The organism is Empedobacter sp. UBA7611 (assembly GCF_002484365.1).
In the GTDB taxonomy this organism is placed as follows: Bacteria; Bacteroidota; Bacteroidia; order Flavobacteriales; family Weeksellaceae; genus Empedobacter; species Empedobacter falsenii_B.
Genome location: NZ_DLJR01000024.1, coordinates 1 through 22,019 on the forward strand (window position 1 = coordinate 1; position 22,019 = coordinate 22,019).

A 22,019-nucleotide genomic window follows, 5' to 3' on the forward strand; every position below is an offset into this window, starting at 1 on the left:
GTTAAATTAGTTAAAGAATTAACTGGAAAAGGATTAAAAGAAGCTAAAGATTTAGTAGATTCAACTCCAGCAACAGTTAAAGAAGCAGTTTCTAAAGACGAAGCTGAAGCTTTAAAGAAACAGCTAGAAGAAGCTGGTGCAGTAGTAGAATTGAAGTAATTTTTATTACTCAAAAATATAGGTTTGGACCTAACACAGGACGTGTTAGGTCTAAACCTTTTTACGCATAAAGTCATTATATAAACCAAAATTCATTCGAAATTGGCCACTAAAGCAACATTAAGCAACTCGACTGAGAAAAAAGAAAGATTGAACTTCTCTTCTGCAAAAGCAGTCGCTCAGTTCCCAGATTTCCTTGACATTCAGATCAAATCGTTTGAAGATTTTTTCCAGTTGGAAACAAGACCTGACCAACGAAAAAATGAAGGTCTTTACCGAACATTTGCTGAGAATTTTCCAATTACGGATACTCGCAATCAGTTTGTTTTAGAATTCTTAGATTATTTCGTAGATCCACCACGTTACACAATTGATGAGTGTATCGAAAGAGGATTAACGTACAGCGTACCATTGAAAGCTCGTCTTAAATTATACTGTACGGACGAAGAACACGAAGATTTCGAAACTGTAGTGCAAGACGTATACTTAGGAACAATTCCTTACATGTCTCCTTCAGGATCATTCATTATTAATGGTGCAGAGCGTGTTATTGTATCTCAATTACACCGTTCTCCTGGGGTATTCTTCGGACAATCTTTCCACGCGAATGGTACAAAATTGTACTCATCTCGTATCATTCCTTTCAAAGGATCTTGGATTGAGTTCGCAACAGACATCAACAGCGTAATGTACGCTTACATCGATCGTAAGAAAAAGTTACCATTAACTACCTTATTACGTGCTATCGGATACGAAAGAGATAAAGATATCTTAGAAATTTTCGACTTAGCAGAAGAAGTAAAAGTTAATAAAGCTAATTTAAAGAAAGTTGTAGGTCGTAAACTTGCTGCACGTGTATTAAATACATGGCACGAGGATTTCGTAGATGAAGATACAGGAGAAGTTGTATCTATCGAGCGTAATGAAATTATCTTAGACCGTGAAACAATCTTAGAGAAAGATCACATCGATCAAATCGTAGATTCTGGTGTTAAGACGATCTTATTACACAAAGAAGATATCAATTCTGCTGATTATGGAATTATCCATAATACTTTACAAAAAGACCCTACTAACACTGAAAAAGAAGCAGTAGAGTACATCTATAGACAATTACGTAACGCTGAGCCACCAGATGAGGAAACAGCAAGAGGAATTATTGACAAATTATTCTTCTCTGATCAACGTTATTCATTAGGTGAAGTAGGTCGTTACAGATTAAATAAAAAATTAGGCTTAAGCATTAGCGAGGACGTACAAGTATTGACTCGTGAAGATATCATTTCGATTATTAAATATTTAATCGAATTAATCAACTCTAAAGCAGAGGTGGATGATATTGACCACTTATCTAACCGTCGTGTAAGAACGGTAGGTGAGCAAATGGCTAGCCAATTCGGAGTAGGTTTAGCTCGTATGGCTAGAACTATCCGTGAAAGAATGAATGTTCGTGACAACGAGGTGTTTACACCAATCGATTTGATTAATGCTAAAACATTATCATCTGTTATCAACTCATTCTTCGGAACGAACCAGTTATCTCAGTTCATGGACCAAACAAATCCATTATCAGAGATTACACACAAACGTCGTTTATCAGCATTAGGACCTGGAGGTTTATCAAGAGAAAGAGCGGGATTCGAGGTACGTGACGTACACCACACTCATTACGGACGTTTATGTCCAATTGAAACTCCTGAGGGACCAAACATTGGTTTGATTTCGTCATTATGTGTATTCGCTAAAGTTAATAACTTAGGGTTCATCGAAACACCGTACAGAAAAGTAGAAGATGGAAAAGTGGACGTCGAATCAGCACCAATCTATTTAACTGCGGAAGAGGAGGAATCAAAAGTAATTGCTCAAGCCAATATCGACATGACAGACGATGGTACTATTGCTACTGAACGTGTAACTGCTCGTGAAGATGGGGATTTCCCTGTTGTAACGCCAGCAGAAGTTGATTTAATTGACGTTGCACCTAACCAGATTGCTTCTATCTCAGCATCATTAATTCCTTTCTTGGAGCATGATGACGCCAACCGTGCGTTAATGGGATCGAACATGATGCGTCAGGCAGTTCCATTATTAAAACCTCAAGCACCAATTGTAGGTACTGGATTAGAAAAACAAGTTGCAAAAGATTCAAGAATCTTAGTAAATGCAGAACGTGAAGGTACAGTAACTTATGTTGATGCTGACATTATAACAATTAAATATGATCGTTCAGAAGACGAAGAATTAGTAAGCTTCGATACTGCTGAGAAAACATATAATTTAACAAAATTCAGAAAGACGAATCAAGGAACTACAATTACGTTGAAACCAATTGTAAAAGTTGGTGATCGTGTAGAGAAAGGACAAGTTTTATCTGAAGGTTATGCAACAGAAGGAGGAGAATTAGCAATTGGTCGTAACATGGTTGTTGCCTTTATGCCTTGGCAGGGGTACAACTTCGAGGATGCTATTGTAATCTCTGAAAAAGCTGTTCGCGAAGACTGGTTTACATCTATCCACATCGATGAGTATTCATTAGATGTACGTGATACAAAATTAGGTATGGAAGAATTAACTTCAGACATTCCTAACGTTTCAGAAGAGGCTACAAAAGACTTAGACGAAAACGGTATGATCCGTATTGGAGCAGAAGTAAAACCTGGTGATATCTTGATTGGTAAGATTACTCCAAAAGGAGAATCTGATCCAACTCCAGAAGAAAAATTATTACGTGCGATCTTTGGTGACAAAGCAGGTGATGTAAAAGATGCTTCTCTTAAAGCCTCTCCATCATTACGTGGTGTTGTTATCGACAAAAAATTATTCTCACGTAGTATTAAGGATAAACGTAAACGTTCTCAAGACAAAGCTATTATTGATAGTGTAGAAGCTGAGTACGACGTTAAATTCAACGAATTAAGAGAGATTTTATTAGAGAAATTATACGTTTTATTAAACGGAAAAACTTCTCAAGGTATTTACAACGACTTGAATGAAGAAGTAATCAAGAAAGGTGTAAAATACACACAAAAAATCTTATCTAATGTTGAAGATTTCTTAAATTTAACTGGAGCAGAATCTCTTTGGACAACAGACGAGGATAAGAACGAATTAGTAAAAGAATTGTTACATAATTACAAAATTAAGTACAATGATTTACAAGGAGCACTTAACCGCGAAAGATTTACAATCTCTGTTGGAGACGAGTTACCTGCAGGTATCGTTAAATTAGCAAAAATCTACATTGCGAAAAAACGTAAACTAAGAGTAGGGGATAAAATGGCAGGACGTCACGGTAACAAAGGTATTGTTGCACGTATCGTTCGCGACGAAGATATGCCTTTCTTAGAAGACGGAACGCCAGTAAATATCGTACTTAATCCACTTGGGGTACCATCTCGTATGAATATCGGTCAGATTTATGAAACGGTATTAGGATGGGCTGGACTTAAAATGGGTCAAAAATTTGCTACACCTATCTTCGATGGTGCTGAAATCGCTGATATCGATCGCATCACAGAAGAAGCAGGTATTCCAAAACACGGTACAACATATTTATATGACGGTAATACTGGAGAACGTTTTGATCAAAAAGCTACTGTAGGGGTGATTTACATGTTGAAATTAGGACACATGGTTGACGACAAAATGCACGCGCGTTCTATCGGACCATACTCATTAATTACTCAACAACCATTAGGAGGTAAAGCACAATTCGGTGGACAACGTTTCGGAGAGATGGAGGTTTGGGCATTAGAAGCATTCGGTGCATCTAATATCTTACGCGAAATCTTAACAGTTAAGTCGGATGACGTAATTGGACGTGCGAAAACTTACGAAGCAATCGTAAAAGGAGAGCCAATGCCAGAACCTGGTATTCCAGAATCATTTAACGTATTGTTACATGAATTACAAGGTCTTGGATTAGACATAAACTTGGAAGAATAATAGGGCAACCTATTATTCTACCTTTTTCGTTATAATAATATAATTGTTAGATACATTTCTATATGTCAACAAAAAATAAAACAAGTCAATTCTCAAAAATCCGTATCGGGTTAGCTTCTCCAGAATCGATTCTTCAAGAATCTAAAGGTGAAGTTTTAAAACCTGAAACGATTAACTATAGAACGCACAAACCAGAGCGTGACGGGTTATTCTGTGAGCGTATCTTTGGACCTGTAAAAGATTACGAATGTGCCTGCGGAAAATATAAAAGAATCCGTTATAAAGGTATCGTTTGTGACCGTTGTGGGGTTGAAGTTACTGAAAAGAAAGTTCGTCGTGAGCGTATTGGACACATCAATCTTGTTGTGCCAATTGCACATATTTGGTATTTCCGTTCATTACCAAACAAAATTGGTTACATCTTAGGATTACCATCTAAGAAATTAGACATGGTAATTTACTATGAAAGATATGTAGTGATTCAACCAGGTATCGCAAAAGGACCAGAAGGTGAAGAATTAAATAGATTAGATTTCTTATCAGAAGAAGAGTATTTAGATATCTTAGAAACTCTTCCAATCGAGAATCAATATCTAGAAGATACAGATCCTAATAAATTCGTTGCGAAAATGGGTGCTGAAGCATTAGAAGACCTATTATCTCGTATCAATTTAGATGAGTTATCTTACGAATTAAGACACAAAGCACACAACGAAACTTCTAAACAACGTCGTACAGAAGCGTTAAAACGTTTACAAGTTGTTGAGTCGTTACGTGAGTCAAATATGCACCACGTAAACCGTCCAGAATGGATGGTAATGCGCGTTATTCCGGTTATTCCACCAGAATTACGTCCGTTAGTTCCATTAGATGGTGGTCGTTTTGCAACATCAGATTTAAATGATTTATATCGTCGTGTAATTATCCGTAACAATCGTTTGAAACGATTAATGGAAATCAAAGCGCCAGAAGTAATCTTACGTAATGAAAAACGTATGTTACAAGAAGCGGTTGATTCATTATTTGATAACACGCGTAAAGCATCTGCTGTAAAAGCTGATGGTAACCGTCCGTTAAAATCATTATCTGATTCATTAAAAGGTAAACAAGGTCGTTTCCGTCAAAACTTATTAGGTAAACGTGTAGATTATTCTGCTCGTTCTGTAATTGTTGTTGGACCAACACTTAAATTACACGAATGTGGTTTACCAAAAGATATGGCAGCTGAATTATACAAACCATTCGTAGTTCGTAAATTAATCGAGCGTGGAATTGTAAAAACAGTTAAATCGGCTAAGAAAATTATCGATAGAAAAGAGCCAGTTGTTTGGGATATTTTAGAAAATGTAATCAAAGGTCATCCAGTTTTATTAAACCGTGCCCCTACGTTACACCGTTTAGGTATCCAAGCATTCCAACCGAAATTAATCGAAGGTAAAGCAATTCGTTTACACCCATTAGTGTGTACTGCCTTCAATGCCGATTTCGATGGTGACCAGATGGCTGTTCACTTACCATTAGGACCAGAAGCTGTTTTAGAAGCACAATTATTAATGTTGGCTTCTCAAAATATTTTGAATCCTGCAAATGGATCTCCAATTACTGTACCTTCTCAGGATATGGTTTTAGGTCTTTACTACATGACGAAAATTCGTCGTACAGACCACCAATTTACAGTAAAAGGTGAAGGATTAACTTTCTATTCAGATGAAGAAGTTCAAATTGCATACAACGAAGGAGCTGTTGACTTAAACGCGCCAATTCGTGTAAAAGGAACAATTCGTGTAGGAGAGGAGTTAGTAGAAAATCAATTAATCGAAACTTCAGTAGGACGTGTGTTATTTAATCAAATCGTTCCGAAACAAGTAGGTTATATTAATGAAGTATTAACGAAAAAATCGTTACGTACAATTATTAATAAAATCATCAAGATTACAGATTTCCCTACAACGGCTGCTTTCTTGGATGATATGAAACAATTAGGATACCGTAATGCCTTCGAGGGTGGTTTATCATTCTCATTAGGAGATATCTTAATCCCAGAACAAAAGAAAGACCTTATCTCAGGTGCGATCAACCAAGTTGAGAACATTAAGATGAACTATAATATGGGTCTTATTACAAATAACGAACGTTACAACCAAGTTATTGATGTTTGGACAACAACAAACGCAACTTTAACTGAAATTGTAATGAAACGTATGACAGAAGATCAACAAGGATTTAACTCTGTATTCATGATGCTTGATTCTGGAGCGCGTGGATCTAAAGAGCAAATTCGTCAGTTATCNNGGTATGCGTGGATTGATGGCTAAACCTCAAAAAGCTGGTTCTACTGGTGGGGATATCATCGAAAACCCAATTATCTCTAACTTCCGTGAAGGTCTGTCTATCTTAGAGTACTTTATTTCTTCGCACGGTGCGCGTAAAGGTCTTGCCGATACTGCCTTAAAAACTGCCGATGCTGGATACTTGACTCGTCGTTTAGTTGACGTTGCGCAAGACGTTATCGTAATGCACGAAGATTGTGGTACATTAAGAGGTTTAGAAGTATCTGCACTTAAGAAAAAAGAAGAAATCATCGAAAGTTTATCTTCTCGTGTATTAGGTCGTACTTCATTAAATGATATTTACAACCCAGATAATGGTGAATTAATCATTTCTGCTGGTAACATTATTACAGAAGATATTGGTGATGCTTTAGAAGCAGCTGGTATTGAAAATGTAGAAGTTCGTTCTCCATTAACATGTGAAGCGAAAACTGGAATTTGTGCTAAATGTTACGGACGTAACTTAGCTACAGGTAAAGGTGTTCAGAAAGGTGAATCAGTTGGTGTAGTTGCTGCACAATCTATTGGTGAGCCTGGTACACAGTTAACATTACGTACTTTCCATGTTGGGGGTACTGCGGGTAACGTTTCTGAGCAAAATACAATTAATGCTAAAGTTGATGGTACAGTTGAGTTTGATGACTTACGTACTGTTGAATCGACAGATGATGCAGGTAACAAAGTAGATACAGTTGTTTCTCGTTCTACAGAGATGAAAGTAATTGACGATTTAGGAAACGTTCGTCAACAAACTAACATCGCTTATGGTACTATCTTATCTGTTAAAAACGGAGCTAAAGTTCAAAAAGGTCAAGAGATTGCAAGTTGGGACCCTTATAACGGGGTAATCATCGCGGAATCTACTGGTAAAATCGAGTACGAACAATTAGAGCAAGGGGTAACTTTCCAAATTGAAATCGATGAGCAAACAGGATTCCAAGAAAAAGTTATTTCTGAATCACGTAATAAAAAATTAGTTCCAGCGTTAAGAGTTATCACGATTGATGGTGAAGAAAAAACATACAACTTACCAGTAGGTGCACACTTAATGGTAAATGATGGAGAAAAAATTAATGCAGGTAAAATCTTAGTTAAGATTCCTCGTAAGTCAGCTAAATCTGGCGATATTACAGGAGGTTTACCTCGTATTACAGAGTTGTTAGAGGCTCGTAATCCATCTAACCCATCAGTTGTTTGTGAAATGGATGGAGTTGTATCTTTCGGTAAAATAAAACGTGGTAACCGCGAAATCATCGTTGAATCTAAAAATGGTGAAATCCGTCGTTACTTAGTTAAATTATCAGCACAAATCTTAGTTCAAGAAAATGACTTCGTACGTGCAGGTGAGCCTTTATCAGATGGAGCAATTACACCAGAAGATATTTTAAGAATCTTAGGGCCGACAGCGGTTCAAGAATACTTAGTAAACGAGATTCAAGATGTATACCGTTTACAAGGGGTAAAAATTGATGACAAACACTTCGAAATTATCGTACGTCAAATGTTACGTAAAGTTCGTATTGTAGACTCAGGAGATTCAAGATTCTTAGAAGATAGTTTAGAGCACAAAGACGATTTCATGCAAGAAAACGATCGTTTATTTGGAATGAAAGTCGTAGAAGATGCTGGTGATTCTGACACATTAAGTCCAGGACAAATCATCACAGTTCGCGAATTACGTGACGAAAACTCTAAATTAAAACGTGAAGACAAAAACTTAGTGACAGCTCGTGAGGCTTTACCTGCAACAGCAGAAGCAGTTTTACAAGGTATTACAAGAGCGTCTTTACAAACTAAATCTTTCATGTCTGCGGCATCGTTCCAGGAAACTACAAAAGTTCTTAACGAAGCAGCTGTAGCTGGTAAAGTAGACGGTTTAGTAGGATTAAAAGAAAACGTTATTGTTGGTCACTTAATTCCTGCCGGAACTGGATTAAAAGAGTATCAAAACATCATCGTAGGATCTAACCGTGAATACGAGGAATTAATAAACGCAAAACAAGAATTATAATGTCAGAAAATCAACAAAACGAAGGATTAAACATTGAGTTAAACGAATTAGTAGCTCAAGGTGTTTATGCTACAGGAGCAATCATCAACCACTCACCATCTGAGTTCGTTGTAGATTTCGTTCAATTTTTACCAGGTGCTAGACCATCAGTAAAATCAAGAATTATTTTGTCTCCATTACAAGCAAAACAATTATCTCAATCGTTAGCAGAAAACGTAACTAACTTCGAGAAAAGCTTTGGTGAAATCAAAGAACCTCAAGTAAACAACGGTACTGCAACTTACGAAGCTTAAGAATCATTCTTAATATTTCAAAAAGTCCCTCAATCTTAGATTGGGGGATTTTTTTATGTAATCAAAACTATCAAATCATTAAAAATAATCTTATAAAAGTTAGATCAATTATTAAATTGATAATTATTTATGATATTAATGCGAATAATTTAAAAATAAAAAGCATTAATCTTTTTAACAGTATTTTTTTGAATCGAAAAAATGTTTAGATTTGTATTTAGCAAATAACACAAGAATGTCTGACTATAAATTAATTCTACCTTCTATGGGAGAAGGTGTAATGGAAGCTACTGTAACAAATTGGATCAAAAATATTGGTGATTCGATTAGTGAAGATGAATCGGTTGTAGAAATCGCAACAGATAAAGTAGATTCTGATGTTCCTTCGCCAGTTGCAGGAGTTTTAAAAGAAATCTTAGTTCCGGTAGATGGAATTGCAAAAGTAGGTGAGCCTATCGCAATTTTGTCTGTTGATGGAGTTGTAGAACAAGCTGATTCGGTAGAAGAAGTAGATACAAGTAGCGATCAGGAAATTGCAGATGCAGCAAAATCTATCGAAGCTGAAGTTGCAACAATCAAAACTGAAACGGTTATTACTTCGTCTGATGATAAATTTTATTCTCCTTTAGTAAAATCTATTGCGAAAGAAGAAGGTGTTTCTCAGGCTGAGTTAGATCAAATTTCAGGTTCTGGAAAAGACGGACGTGTAACGAAAGATGATATTTTGGATTTCGTTAAAAATAGAGGAAATCAACCAGCGAAAACAGTTGTTACGACTTCTGTTGCTGCACCAGTTGCTCAACCTCAAGCACCGCAAGTGCAATCTGCGCCAATTTCTGTTGGTGAAGGAGATGAAATTATCGAAATGGATAGAATGCGTAAAATTATTGCGCAAAATATGCTACAAGCAAAACAAATTGCTCCTCACGTAACGTCTTTCGTAGAAGTTGATATGACGAATATTGTGTTGTGGAGAGATAAAAATAAAAATGAGTTTCAGAAGAAACATGGTGAGAAAATTACGTTTATGCCAATTTTTATCGAAGCTGTAGCAAAAGCAATTCAAGATTTCCCAATGATTAATGTTTCGGTTGATGGAGATAAAATCATCAAAAAGAAAAATATAAATATTGGAATGGCAGCAGCTTTACCAAGTGGAAATTTAATTGTTCCTGTTATCAAAAATGCAGATCAATTTAATTTAGCAGGTTTAGCTTCTCAGGTAAATGATTTAGCAAACCGTGCGCGTAATAATAAATTGAAACCAGTAGAAATTCAAGGAGGAACGTATACAATTACAAATATTGGTTCTTTTGGAAATACATTAGGAACGCCAATTATTCCTCAACCTCAAGTAGCTATTTTGGCTGTTGGTGCAATTGTGAAAAAACCTGCTGTTATCGAAACTCCACAAGGAGATATGATTGCAATTCGTCATAAAATGTACTTATCTCATGCTTACGATCACCGTGTTGTGGATGGAGCTTTAGGAGGTATGTTTGTAAAACGTGTTGCCGAATATCTAGAGGCTTTCGATATGAATACGCCTGTGTAAGAGTAAAATAATACTAGATATAAAAAATCCAACTAATTTTAGTTGGATTTTTTTCGTTTAAATTTATAAGTAAGCATTACGCCGCCTTTGTACAGAATCCATTCTCCACTTTTGTTGAATGATTGTGCAGAATCATACCGTCCGAAATTAGGAGAATCTTCTTTATAATAACCTTTGTAATTTCCTTGAGAGTGCCCTCCTCCAACAAAAACATCTAATCCCCAATGTTCGTTGATTTTGACTTGATATCCAATTGTAGCTCCTGTTAAAATTGCTATTCCTCGTTGGTATTTATCAGTGTTCCAATAATTCCATTTTTGAAGATCAAAGAAACCAACACCAATATTTGGACCTACATAAAACTTACTAAATTATTTATCAAAGTAATACCTACCTTCACCAAAAGCCATATACATTTGTAAATGATTTCCTGCAAATGATTTCCAAGGAGAGATAAATCCGTCAGCTTGCAAAGTTATTCTATCTGTAATTGCATGTTCAACACCAAGATTTACCATTGCGAGTGGCATTGTTAAAGCATTAGCTTTTATTTGTGTTTCACCTTTTTGAGCAAAAATTGTGGCGGGAAATAACAACCAAATTAATTTATTCATATGTATTTTATATTTGTTTGCTAGGCTAAGGTAAAAAAAGCAGTTTATTTAGATGTTAATTCAAGCTTTTTTATAACTTTACTTAACATTTAAGTACATTATGGCGCCAATATTATCAATCCTAATTATATTTTTGATTTTCGGAATTTTTGTTTCGATATTCTTTGTTATTGCCGTATCTGATGCGAAAGTCAGAGAGAAAAATGAACAACATACACTGAAAAGCTTACCAGATCAGGTAGACTTAAAAGCTGTTGTACGTTACAATATTGGGCGTCCGCAAGGGAGATTTCTTAAAATGAAATCTTTTCAGGGAAGTGGTGTATTATATGTACAAGGAGATCAATTAATTTTCAAAGATATTTTGGGTAATGAAGATCATATTTTTGATTTGAAAACATGCAAATTATCTTGGGTTGAGAACAAAATAAATGGGATTACAAATGCTTTTAAAGTTGCCGATCACGAAGCAATTATCTTCTTTTATACTGATAAAGGTGTTTTTATTTTTAATACGATTGAAGAAAATGCGTCGACTTCAGATTTATATATTCGTTTGAAAGAATTGCGTAAAAGTATTAGAAATGCTAAAAAAGCTGAGTCGGCAAGTGAATAGTTAATACAGCTCGGAAACCGCTCATATCTTTAAAATTTTTATTTTCTCTAAACTCGAAAGAATAACCAGCATTTAACTCTACAATGCTCAAAACTGCGATACCAGCTTTTGGTGTAATTGTCCACGGAGAAACTTCAGTACGGATAACATAAAAAGCGGAGTTAAAGTTAGAGCTATATGGATCACCAGTATTGTTGCGAAAATTGAACATATATCCAGCTCCAACTTCTGGAATTACACGAAATTTATCTTTCATATAACCCAAATTTGCATTGGCGCTAAATGTCAAAATATTGTTGTTATCTTGTACTAAGAACAAATCTGTTCCAACTTTTCCATAATTTCCATTCCAATATTCATAACCAAGATTAATTGTAAAATAATCGGTTAAATTTTGTTGTGCTTTCGCTTGAAAACTAATGATAAAAACAAAGATTGCGATGAACTTTTTCATGTGATAAAATTAATGAATTATTTAGCTTTCTCCCAAAAAATAAATTTTCGTCGTTTTTACTTTCTCTAATTCCAATTGAAAGGAATATTAATTCCAGCAGAAAATTGAAATCCTTTTATCGGTTTAAAGCTATCTTTTTCATTTATACTAAATCCATAACCAATCCCAAAATCGATCAAAGTCATAAATGTTAATCCAACTTTTGGAGTAATGGTATAAGGAGTAAATTCGCTTTCCACAAAAGGAAAAATGTATGATCCACTCGAAGCAAGAAATCCTGTAACGCCAATTTCTGGAATGACATGGAAATTATCTCGCATATAAGCCATGTTGATGTTGGCGTCTATTCGTGGAGTAAGAAATGTGTCACCTAATCCAAATGTGTAAAACAGACCTAGTTTGGCAAAGTTCCCAGATTGATTAGAATAACTTCCTGAAACGCCAAATAAGTTTTGACTGAATGCAAAAGAGGAGAATAAAAGAATGAAGATTGTACTGATTTTCTTTAAAGTCATACGTTTGGTTTTGAAATTAAACTTAGTGTAAAGATAAATAGCTACAACTTATCTTGTTGTAGCTATTTATAATGATTTATTAAAATTTAAAATCGACTCAAAATTTTAATCCATCGTGAATCCTTTTGTATAGATTCGTCCGTAATAATCTGCAAATTTAATTGACACGCGACCTTTATAATTTTTTAAGATTTTTTCGATATCGTCTTGTGAACTTACATTTTTATCATTGATTGATAAGATGATAAATTCTTCTTGAACACCTGCTGCCGCTAATTTTCCTGAATTATCAAGATGTTTTACCATCACACCATAATTAATTCCGAAACTATCTTTTTGACGTTCTGTTAATGGCTCAAATTCTGCACCAAGAACTTCAGTTGGCGTTAAGTCAGATTTGCTTCTCACTTTAGTGCTTCCTTTAGCATCTTTCAATGTAATGTTGTATGTTTTCTCAGAGTTTCCACGTCTTACAGTAAGTGCAACATTGTCACCAGGACGTTTGCTACCTACGATGAATGATAACGACGAGAAAGATGTAATTGGTTTTCCATCTACAGCTGTAATGATGTCTCCTTCTTCGATTCCAGAATCAATTGCAGATCCTTTAGCAACCAATTCAGTTACCATTACTCCATTATCGGTTTTAATATTTTTCTTGAATTGCTTGTTGTATTGTTTTACAGCATCTTCATTCGATAAATCAAAACCTTTGATACCTAAATATCCACGTTGTACAATTCCGTACGATTTAATATCCTCCACAACTTTTTTCACCAAGTTTGCAGGGACAGCAAATCCGTAACCAGAATAAGCTCCTGTTGGTGAAGAAATAGCTGTATTAATACCAATTAAATCTCCGTTTGCATTTACCAAAGCACCACCAGAGTTTCCTGGATTAATCGCTGCATCGGTTTGAATAAACGACTCGATTGGTGATTCAGAATTTTTACCTAAAATATTAATGCTACGACCTTTTGCCGAAACAATACCTGCTGTAACAGTAGATGTCAATCCAAATGGATTACCAACTGCTAACACCCAATCTCCAACATTAATCGCATCAGAATCGACAAATTTTGTGAATGGTAAACCTTTTTCGCTAATTTTCAATAAGGCAATATCTGTACTTGGATCAGTACCAACTAATTCGGCAATATAACTTTTTTGATTATTCAAAGTCACTTCAATTTTAGAAGCACCTTGTATCACGTGATTATTTGTAACAATGTAACCATCTTGTGAAATAATTACACCAGAACCCATTCCAGATGGTTGATCTTGATCTGGTTGCTGTTGTCTTCCTCTTTGTTGTTGTTCTGGTTGCCCGAAAAAGAAATCAAAAGGATCAAAGAATTGCTGTTGTTGTTGCTGTCTTTGATTCGAATAATTTTTGATACTCACAACTGTATGTACAGCTTTATTAGATGCTTGCACAAAGTTTGGCGCATCGTAATTGTAATTTCCTTTATAATCTACAAATTCAAAGTCTCCATTTTTCTGATTACTTGCATTTGTAATAAATGGATTACTTCCATTTTCGTTCATCAAATAAAAACCTCCCATAGTTGTCATAGAGCTCACTAATCCAACTAATAAGTATCCTGTATATTTTTTCATCTTTAATTATATAAGTTTTTAATGTTTTTAGATTAAATCAAATTTAAGACCAAAATTTTAACATTTCAAACCGTTTAACGCATGTTAACACTATATTATAAATCTTTTATAACATTAGTTAAGAGTGACAAAAATGTCTTTACTTTGTTTAAAATTTAAGAAGTTGAAATTAAAATTTTATAAATACCAAGGAGCTGGGAATGATTTTGTCATGATTGATGATCGAGAAAAAACGTTTCCAATCTCTACAGAATTGATTAATAGGCTATGTGATCGTAATTTTGGGATAGGAGCTGATGGTTTGATTTTGTTACAAAATGATGAAAATTCAGACTTCAGAATGGTGTATTTCAATTCGGATGGAAACGAAAGTACAATGTGCGGAAACGGAGGACGTTGTATTATTCGATTTGCAAATGATTTGGATGTGGCTAATGACAAAATGACATTTAATGCGATTGATGGTTTGCATCATGGTATCGTAGATCAAGAAGTTATTCGTTTACAGATGATTGATGTAAATGAAGTAGAAGATCACGACAAATATTTATTTATGAACACAGGTTCGCCGCATCACGTAGAATTTGTGGAAAATGTAAAAGATGTTAATGTTTATAAAAAAGGAAAAGCGATTCGCAATGGAGCGCCCTATTTTGAGAAAGGTTCTAATGTAAATTTTGTTGAAGTAATGCCAGATAAAAGTCTTACGATACGTACATATGAACGTGGAGTTGAGGACGAAACCTTGGCTTGCGGAACAGGAATTACAGCTGCTGCGATTTCTGCTTATGTTAAAAATTTGGTAGACAAAAAAGATATCAAAGTAAAAGCAATGGGAGGAGATTTATCTGTAAATTTTGAAGAAAATAATCATAACTTTGTCAATGTTTGGTTAAATGGACCAGCAGTAAAAGTTTTTGAAGGTGAAATTGAAATTTAATTCAATCCAATGAAAAAATTAAATTTAGTATTAATATTAATCTGTTCATTCGCATTTGTAGGATGTACATTTATAGACGGTTTCAAAGGAAATGCAACCAAAGATGGTTATATCTATATCTCTCGTGGAGCTAAATTTGAGCAAGTTTTAGATTCTTTAAAACCATTTTTGAAGGATGAAAAATTGTTCAAACAATATGCAGAAGATGCAGATTATCCAGCAACGATAAAATCTGGAAAATATAAAATCTCAAGCTCAGATTCTAACCGCGATATTATTGATCGTTTGCAAGGAGGAGAGCAAGAAGAAGTGAAACTTCGTATCAAAAATGAACCAACAATTTACCATTTGGCGGGATCAGTTTCCAAACAAATTGATATGGATTCTATCGAAGTTTTGACAGCTATTCGTGATTTTGTGAAAGAAAAAAACGATACAACGTTAAACGACGAAACGGTAAAGCAATATTTCATTCCAGAAACGTATTTCGTGTATTGGGGATTAACACCAGAAAAATTTGTGGACAAAATGGTAGCGCAACACGACAAAGTATGGAATGCAGAACGTTTAGCAAAAGCAAAAGCGCTTAACATGACACCTTTACAAGTTACAACATTAGCATCTATTGTTCAATTAGAATCGTCTGATAATATGGATGAACAACAAAAGGTTGCACGAGCATATATGAATCGTTTGGCAAAAGATATGCGTTTAGAAGCCGATCCAACTTCTATTTATGCATATAAAATGGAAAATGGTTGGGATCAAAAAGTGCAACGTGTGTACAAAAAATGGACGTGGTCGTCGAATGCGTACAACACTTATCGTAACAAAGGTTTGCCACCAGCACCAATTTGTTTACCAAATTTAGGAGCAATTGATGCGGTTTTATCACCAGCAAATCACGATTTTATTTTCTTTGTTGCAGATCCTAAAAAACCAGGTTATCACATTTATACCAACGATTATCAGGAACATTTGAAAAATGCTGAGAATTATAGAAATTGGTTAAAAGAGAATAATATTAAATAGTTGTATCTTTAGCTAAACCAATTTTAGCGATGAAACAACCAAATTATACAAAAAGAGAATTCCTAAAACTACTTGGTACAGGTAGTTTAGGGATTTTTTTTATGTCTTTTTATTCGTTTGATGATTTTTTGGATGATGATTTAATAATCTTGACAAAAGATGATGAAAAGTATAATCAATACCGAAAATCATTCAATAAAAGAATTGAGAAATTTCCTAAGATTATAGCAGTTTGTAAATCAGAAACTGGAATAAAAAAAGCAATTGCATTAGCAAACGAAAAGAAACTAAAAATTGCAATTCGAAGTGGAGGGCATAGTTTTGAAGGTTTTTCGAATGTTGATAACGGATTGTTGATTCATCTTGGACTGATGAACAAAATTACGTGGTTGCAAGAGAATAAAGTGAAATTACAACCAGCTTGTTTATTGCAGGAAATTTATGCTAATTTTTTACCTAAGAAAAGAATTATTCCAGCTGGATCATGTGGAACTGTGGCTATTGGTGGTTTGACTTTGGGCGGTGGCTATGGTTTTTTTAGCCGAAAATATGGGTTGACCTGTGATAATCTGCTTCGTGTAAAAATGATCGATTACAAAGGAAATACAATCGACTCTGATAAAGATCCCGATTTACTTTGGGCGTGTAAAGGCGGCGGAAATGGAAATTTTGGCGTTGTAACGGAATTACATTTCAAAACTTATCCAGTCCCACAATCTTTCAGCGGATATCGTATGAAGTTTACAAATCTAACATCAGATAAATTTGTCAAATTAATTCGACTTTGGTTCCAAGCAACGGAAAAATTACCTAAAGAAGCTTTTTCTGCTTTTGTGTTGAATGGAAAGTTTTTGACCATTTTATTTACCAATTTTGCAGTAAATCAAACAGATTTTGAGAAAATATTTTCGAGTTTAATTCCATTATCGAATGATTATAAACCGATGAAAAATAGAAATCTGGCTGCTGCGCTCAAAAATTATTATGGCGTAACAGAGCCGATTTATTTCAAAAATTCTTCTGCTGGTTTGTACACAGGAATTGAAGATATTGAGAAAGGTTTGGAAGATATTTTTGCAAAAGTTGTCGCTTCTAAAGGAATGATTTATCAGATAAATACTTTGGGTGGAAAAATCAATGAAGTCAAAGCTTCAGATTCTGCTTATCCACATCGCGATATTAATTATTTGAGCGAGTTACAAGCGTATTGGGATTTGCCTTCGCAAGAAGAAAAGTTGACAAAATCATTTGAAGAAATACAACAATTATTAAGAAATATTGGGAATATAAAACAATACCGAAATTACCCGGATATTAATTTTCCTGATGCAAATAATGCTTATTTCGGAAATAATTTGGCTCGATTGCAGCAATTAAAAAAGAAATATGATCCAAATAATTTGTTTGATTATCCACAAGTGATTAAATAGTAAAAGCCCTTCTATAGAAGGGCTTTTACTATTTAATTCATTTATTTTAGAACTTATATCGTAAACTCACGATAAAATATCTTCCCAAAACATTTTTAGTTGTAGTCGATATGTAGTTATCATTAAATCCATTCGAAACAATTACGTTGTTTCCTAATAAGTTTCCACCTGTAAGAGTTAAATAAGTTTTCTTCGCAATATTGTATCGCGCAGAAGCATTCCACTCTTTTGCTGTGTTTATTTCTACTCCATCACGGTATTGTAAGCGATAAGAGAAATCGGTCTGAACTAATAATTTACTTGTAGCGGACCAAGCAGCTTCCCCATATGGACGCCAGTTCGTAAATTTCTGTTCAGATAATGATTGATATTTACTTAGGTTTAAATTAACCCCAGCCTTTAATTCAAATTTCTTTTTGAATGTAAATGAGTTCTCTAAATTATATGTTTGATTAAAACTTTTATTGTTAACATCCTTCAAATCATCATTTTTAACAACTCCATTTTCATATTCAATATTTCGTGTAATGGTATAATAATTAGAAGTAGAAATATTACCTGTTAATCGTGCATTGTACCATTTAGCAAAACGCTTCCCAATCATGAAATATCCTGAATAAGTTTCTTGGTTATTACCAGAATTAATTAAGGTATTGAATTGATAGTTATTTACAATTGTATCGTTTCCAGAGATGATAAAATCACGGTTTAAAACAGATTGCGTTTGTATACTTTTTTCTTGTAATGTATAACTCAAATTCGCAAAAATATTAAAGAATGTGAATGAGTTAAAATGACTAAAATTAAGACTTGCTGTATGTGTCAAAGCTTGTCTTAAATTTCTATTTCCGTAGAAAATAGATTGGTAACTTTGAATGGTGTACGAATCATTAAAATCTTTTGTGTACGGATAGCTATAGTTTTGTGTATAACTAGCGCGAACACTTGTTGCATTGTTAAACTTGTATTGCAAATTCAAATGAGGTAAAAATTTTGTTTCCGAACGATTTAATTTTTCACCATCTTGGTATTTAGATTTTTCATTAAAAAATGAAATTCCTGCTCCTGCATCTACTTGAAAGTTTCCTAGTTTCTTTGTCAAAGTTACATCAGCAAAGGTCTCGTTGTAATCTAAATCTGTATTAGTGATTAATGAATTATCATTCATTAATTTCTGAAAATCATAGATTTTATTTTCAAAATCTTGCGTACTAAAATTTGTTCCAACCTTAATTTTAAGGTTAGATGTATTTGTCAACAAGTGATTGTAGATTCCGTATAATTGAACAGTGTTCAAAACAAAATTTTGATCTTGATTGATATTATATTGATTATTTACTTGAGATAAATTCTTGAACAAATTAAAAGACGAGAACGGATTTGCTGTTGATAAAACATTGTAATCTGGCGTATCTTTTTGATATTGATGACGGAAATATAAACCAACATTATCATCGCGTCCAACTTTACGGATGTAAGATAAAGTTTGTGATAAAGAGTAATTCTTCTGTTCAGAATTTACATTTCTAAAGCTATTTTTTTGATCGTTATAATAGCTATCAACCAATTGCTCGTTTTCGCTATCCAAATAATTAAAGTTTAAGCGATATTTAATTTGTCCTTTATCATTCGGATTATAATCTAAACGCAAACGCGACATTCCCATCAAAATATTGCTCTTATTTTGTTCCTGATCGACGGTTGTATAAGGCGTTTCGATGTTATTATAATAACGTTCTGATTTAGAATTGTAACGAATATTATTGGTATTAAGTAAACCAAAACCAGAGATTTTTAATTTCTTATTTGGTTCAACACCAAAATGCACAGCACCATTATAGGTATTCATACTCGGCGCATCATTTTTTGTCATTAAGTTTAGATTGTTCGAATTTCCTCTTAATGAATAGATACTTCCTTCAGAATTAAATTCAGAGTACCCACCAAAGAAGCTCATATAATCATCTTGATCAAAAACTTGTTTCCCGAATGTATTAAAATCATTGATTAATGTCCCGTCTGTTTTTTCTGAGAAATAGAAAATCTTTGCTTGTGCATCTGTATGTTTGTCCGCATCTCCACCTAGTGTTACATTACCAAATGCAAGACGTTTCATATCATCTTTTAGTTCGATGTTTAACGAGAATTGTTCGTCATCTTCTTGTAATGAAGAAGCAAAAGGATTTGATTTAAACTTCGTGTTTAATTGTATTTTAGAAACCGCATCCGAAGGTAAATTTTTGTTCAATAATTTTTCGTTACCACCCAAAACTTCACGTCCACCAACTGTTACTTGCGACATAGGTTTACCTTTGTACATTACCTTTCCATTTTGAACTTCAATTCCAGGTAATTTTTTAAGGATATCTTCTAATGTTTCCTCATTTCCAACTTTGAAAGAATCTGCATCAAACTCAATTGTATCACCTTTTACTTTGATTGCTTGTTGAGCTTTTACAATTGTTTCTTTTAAGGAAATTTCTTTTCCTTGTTTAAGCTTTATTTTTTTGTTGACATTTTCAGTCAAATCAACATTCTCAACATATGTTTCGTAACCAGCTTGCTCAATTTCGATGTCATATTTTTGTCCACAAGGCAATTTGAATTCAAATTCACCCATATTACTTGTAAAAACAAAACCTTTTCCTTCGTTTTTACTATCAAAAATAGAGACAGAAGCATCTGTAACAGGAATTCCAGCATCATTTGCAACAGATCCTTTTAATTTACATTCTTGTCCAAATGAGATTTGAGCAGCAGAAGTAAATAAAATTAGATAGAGTAATTTCTTCATATGTATTTTTTAGTTGATGACTCAAAATAGAGTTTTTTGTAAAACACATCTGTTTATGTGTTAAAAACAGATGCGTTTTATATTTTGTTTGATGAATTATTGGGTGTCTACACCGCTATTCATTTGTTCTTGCATTTTTTTCTGAAAATCTTGAATAAATTGTATATATTGTTTTTCGTTCATTACTTCACCTTTTGTTGGTAATGTTACTTTTAATTCTTTATCCGAAATTTTTAAATCTTTTAAGGTATAAATCATTTCAGTTCCTTTTACTTTAAAATTCGCTTTGATGATAAATCCTGGTAATCCAGCAAATGAATAAGGACCATCTTTTACAGGGATAGAAGGGGCAAACCATGCTGTAACAGGAATAGAGTCTAACATTACACCTTCTGCTTTTGTAACTTGATAACCTGCGATATCCATTTTTTCACGAGAAATTTTCCATTTAAAATCTGGAATTTGATCTTTGATTAATATCTGTTTTACACCAAAATCAACTTCTTTATAGTACATATTTGGTGTTGCAGTAAAATCCTTGTAAGTTGGTTTGTTATCCATTGCTGTTATTTGTTGCGCAATAAATCCTAAACCACCTTGTCCATTATTTACTTTTTGTTCTAAAGTAAAGGTTGATTGTTTACCATTATATTTATAAAAATATGTCATGAAAATTCCTGCATCAATTTCAGCTTTTAACATTGGTCCAAACTGAGATTTATATTGAGAAGGAATCTCCTTCATAGTTTGTTCGTAATCAACTTTTATTTCGCAAACATAAGTTGCGTCTATATTTTGTGTTTTATTGTCTTGCGCGATAGAAATTGTTGTTGTGATAATTCCTAAGGCAAATGTTAAGATTGCTTTTCTCATAATTGTTGTATTTGTCTAATTAGTCTGCTTTTGTTGACTAATGTTACAGATATTTGCTTAAATTATTCTAAAAATAAAATGTCATTCAAAAAGTTAAGGATTTTCAAATGACATTTTTATCTAGCAATTTATTATTTTTTTATAATAAATACGTCGAGACATTTCCTCCTTTTTTGATAAAATCTTCTTTCAATTCATCAAAAAGTTCTTGGTTAATAGCCTTTGTTGTTCCTTCTAAAATATATGTTGTATATCCCAATTCTAAAGCATCTTTTGCTGTATAATACACACAATAATCAGCTGCTAAACCGCAAATGTATACACTCGTTACATTATGATCTTTCAAAAATCCATTTAGCCCTGTTGGATTCTTTTTATTCACATCAAAAAAAGCACTATACGAATCAACTTCTGGATTCATACCTTTTCGGATGATTGCACTTATTTTATTTTGCTTGATATCTTTGTGTATTTCTGCTCCTTTAGTGCCTTGTACACAATGATCTGGCCACAAAACTTGACGATTTCCACCTAATTCGATTACATCAAAAGGTTGTTTATCTGTGTGTTGCGAAGCAAAACTTTTGTGATTTGCTGGATGCCAATCTTGCGTTGCCACAACAACATCATACTTTTCTTGCAATTTGTTTATGCGTTCGATAATTTTATCTCCATCATTCACAGCCAACGAACCTCCTGGTAAAAAATCGTACTGCATATCTACGATGATTAAAGCTTTCATAGTATTTTATTTCTTAAGATTAATTTAGAATTAAATATAAGTTTTATGATATGAAATTGAATTAATTATTACAAATAATTAATTCAATTTTAAGAA

At 33.7% G+C, this 22,019-nt stretch carries 14 protein-coding genes and 2 pseudogenes; 9 read left to right on the top strand and 7 right to left on the bottom strand.

Annotated features, from left to right (window positions below; genetic code table 11):
* The 5 genes and pseudogenes from B3R94_RS03345 to B3R94_RS03365 all read left to right on the top strand — a co-directional run.
* Nucleotides 1-159: ribosomal protein L7/L12 (locus B3R94_RS03345; RefSeq protein WP_291098727.1), on the top strand; the 159-nt coding region annotated here is incomplete at its 5' end.
* Between the two features lie 102 nt (nt 160-261).
* Complete coding sequence (gene rpoB / locus B3R94_RS03350) at nt 262-4,104, top strand: DNA-directed RNA polymerase subunit beta (protein ID WP_125349434.1); 3,843 nt, start codon at nt 262-264, stop codon at nt 4,102-4,104.
* Nucleotides 4,105-4,166: 62 nt separating this feature from the next.
* Nucleotides 4,167-8,445, top strand: a pseudogene (rpoC, locus tag B3R94_RS14320) (DNA-directed RNA polymerase subunit beta').
* Nucleotides 8,445-8,738, top strand: coding sequence for a DUF3467 domain-containing protein (locus B3R94_RS03360; protein WP_038331074.1), 294 nt, complete (start codon nt 8,445-8,447; stop codon nt 8,736-8,738). Before rpoC ends, B3R94_RS03360 begins: the two are co-directional and overlap by 1 nt.
* A gap of 235 nt (nt 8,739-8,973) precedes the next feature.
* Complete coding sequence (locus B3R94_RS03365) at nt 8,974-10,293, top strand: dihydrolipoamide acetyltransferase family protein (protein WP_280049726.1); 1,320 nt, start codon at nt 8,974-8,976, stop codon at nt 10,291-10,293.
* Nucleotides 10,294-10,331: 38 nt separating this feature from the next.
* Here B3R94_RS03365 and B3R94_RS03370 read toward each other — a convergent pair.
* Nucleotides 10,332-10,907, bottom strand: a pseudogene (locus B3R94_RS03370) (DUF3575 domain-containing protein).
* 100 nt (nt 10,908-11,007) lie between these two features.
* Between B3R94_RS03370 and B3R94_RS03375 the strand changes: the two are divergent.
* A complete protein-coding gene (locus B3R94_RS03375; RefSeq protein WP_280061812.1) occupies nt 11,008-11,523 on the top strand; it encodes a hypothetical protein in 516 nt (171 codons plus the stop codon).
* On the opposite strand, the gene B3R94_RS03380 is transcribed toward B3R94_RS03375, so the two are convergent.
* From B3R94_RS03380 to B3R94_RS03390, 3 genes are all read right to left on the bottom strand, one after another.
* Nucleotides 11,495-11,977 carry a hypothetical protein gene (locus B3R94_RS03380; protein ID WP_291098685.1) on the bottom strand — a complete coding sequence of 161 codons (483 nt, stop codon included), beginning with the start codon at nt 11,975-11,977 and terminating at the stop codon, nt 11,495-11,497. The two genes, B3R94_RS03375 and B3R94_RS03380, sit on opposite strands and share 29 nt — an antisense overlap.
* Nucleotides 11,978-12,042: 65 nt before the next feature.
* Entirely contained in the window at nt 12,043-12,492 is a 450-nt protein-coding gene (locus B3R94_RS03385) for a hypothetical protein (RefSeq protein ID WP_291098688.1), read from the bottom strand.
* 105 nt (nt 12,493-12,597) lie between these two features.
* On the bottom strand, nt 12,598-14,112 hold the full coding sequence (locus B3R94_RS03390; protein WP_291068685.1) for a Do family serine endopeptidase: 1,515 nt from the start codon (nt 14,110-14,112) through the stop codon (nt 12,598-12,600).
* A gap of 163 nt (nt 14,113-14,275) precedes the next feature.
* Here B3R94_RS03390 and dapF point away from each other — a divergent pair, with 163 nt between their 5' ends.
* From dapF to B3R94_RS03405, 3 genes are read left to right on the top strand one after another with little or no spacing between them, the layout of a single operon-like run.
* On the top strand, nt 14,276-15,052 hold the full coding sequence (gene dapF / locus B3R94_RS03395) for a diaminopimelate epimerase (RefSeq protein WP_125349427.1): 777 nt from the start codon (nt 14,276-14,278) through the stop codon (nt 15,050-15,052).
* Nucleotides 15,053-15,061: 9 nt separating this feature from the next.
* A complete protein-coding gene (mltG, locus tag B3R94_RS03400; RefSeq protein ID WP_125349426.1) occupies nt 15,062-16,084 on the top strand; it encodes an endolytic transglycosylase MltG in 1,023 nt (340 codons plus the stop codon).
* Nucleotides 16,085-16,113: 29 nt separating this feature from the next.
* On the top strand, nt 16,114-17,514 hold the full coding sequence (locus B3R94_RS03405; protein ID WP_291068687.1) for an FAD-binding oxidoreductase: 1,401 nt from the start codon (nt 16,114-16,116) through the stop codon (nt 17,512-17,514).
* A gap of 46 nt (nt 17,515-17,560) precedes the next feature.
* On the opposite strand, the gene B3R94_RS03410 is transcribed toward B3R94_RS03405, so the two are convergent.
* The 3 genes from B3R94_RS03410 to pncA form a co-directional block, all read right to left on the bottom strand.
* On the bottom strand, nt 17,561-20,308 hold the full coding sequence (locus tag B3R94_RS03410; protein WP_291098690.1) for a TonB-dependent receptor: 2,748 nt from the start codon (nt 20,306-20,308) through the stop codon (nt 17,561-17,563).
* Nucleotides 20,309-20,404: 96 nt separating this feature from the next.
* Entirely contained in the window at nt 20,405-21,181 is a 777-nt protein-coding gene (locus tag B3R94_RS03415) for a GLPGLI family protein (RefSeq protein ID WP_221853971.1), read from the bottom strand.
* A 139-nt stretch (nt 21,182-21,320) separates the two neighbouring features.
* The gene (pncA, locus tag B3R94_RS03420; RefSeq protein ID WP_221853970.1) at nt 21,321-21,923 is read right to left on the bottom strand and encodes a bifunctional nicotinamidase/pyrazinamidase; all 603 of its coding nucleotides are present in this window, start codon (nt 21,921-21,923) and stop codon (nt 21,321-21,323) included.
* Nucleotides 21,924-22,019 lie beyond the last annotated feature (96 nt).

What these genes read in the sequence shown, in the direction of transcription:
- B3R94_RS03360 (WP_038331074.1), top strand. Translation starts at nt 8,445, where the DNA reads ATGTCAGAAAATCAACAAAACGAAGGATTAAACATTGAGTTAAACGAA.
- B3R94_RS03365 (WP_280049726.1), top strand. Translation starts at nt 8,974, where the DNA reads ATGTCTGACTATAAATTAATTCTACCTTCTATGGGAGAAGGTGTAATG.
- B3R94_RS03375 (WP_280061812.1), top strand. Translation starts at nt 11,008, where the DNA reads ATGGCGCCAATATTATCAATCCTAATTATATTTTTGATTTTCGGAATT.
- B3R94_RS03380 (WP_291098685.1), bottom strand. Translation starts at nt 11,977, where the DNA reads ATGAAAAAGTTCATCGCAATCTTTGTTTTTATCATTAGTTTTCAAGCG.
- B3R94_RS03385 (WP_291098688.1), bottom strand. Translation starts at nt 12,492, where the DNA reads ATGACTTTAAAGAAAATCAGTACAATCTTCATTCTTTTATTCTCCTCT.
- B3R94_RS03390 (WP_291068685.1), bottom strand. Translation starts at nt 14,112, where the DNA reads ATGAAAAAATATACAGGATACTTATTAGTTGGATTAGTGAGCTCTATG.
- mltG (WP_125349426.1), top strand. Translation starts at nt 15,062, where the DNA reads ATGAAAAAATTAAATTTAGTATTAATATTAATCTGTTCATTCGCATTT.
- B3R94_RS03405 (WP_291068687.1), top strand. Translation starts at nt 16,114, where the DNA reads ATGAAACAACCAAATTATACAAAAAGAGAATTCCTAAAACTACTTGGT.
- B3R94_RS03410 (WP_291098690.1), bottom strand. Translation starts at nt 20,308, where the DNA reads ATGAAGAAATTACTCTATCTAATTTTATTTACTTCTGCTGCTCAAATC.
- B3R94_RS03415 (WP_221853971.1), bottom strand. Translation starts at nt 21,181, where the DNA reads ATGAGAAAAGCAATCTTAACATTTGCCTTAGGAATTATCACAACAACA.
- pncA (WP_221853970.1), bottom strand. Translation starts at nt 21,923, where the DNA reads ATGAAAGCTTTAATCATCGTAGATATGCAGTACGATTTTTTACCAGGA.